This is a genomic window from Streptomyces sp. URMC 126, from assembly GCF_051386555.1.
Lineage (GTDB): Bacteria > Actinomycetota > Actinomycetes > Streptomycetales > Streptomycetaceae > Streptomyces.
This window is the reverse complement of sequence record NZ_JBPQTX010001250.1, coordinates 1-242: the sequence shown is the minus strand read 5'-3', so window position 1 is coordinate 242 and position 242 is coordinate 1. Positions and strand designations below refer to the sequence as shown.

Annotated in this window: 1 protein-coding gene; it reads right to left on the bottom strand. The window is 74.8% G+C overall.

Annotated elements, in window-relative coordinates:
- On the bottom strand, positions 1-242 hold a 242-nt coding region (locus tag ACSNOK_RS35840), incomplete at both ends, for an ATP-binding cassette domain-containing protein (RefSeq protein ID WP_436784836.1).

The following is a 242-nucleotide window of genomic DNA, read 5'->3' as shown; positions in this document are numbered from 1 at the left end:
CGGTGGTGGGCTCGTCGAGCAGCAGGACGGCCGGTTCGGTGAGGAGTCCGGCCGCCAGGTCGAGGCGGCGGCGCATGCCACCGGAGTAGGTGCGGGCCGGCCGGTCGGCGGCGCCGCCCAGGTCGAACCGCTCCAGCAGCTCGTCCGCCCGCGCGGCCACCGCCGCGCCGCGCAGACCGCACAGCCGGGCGAACAACCGCAGATTTTGACGGCCCGTCAGGTCTTGGTCCACGGAGACGTAC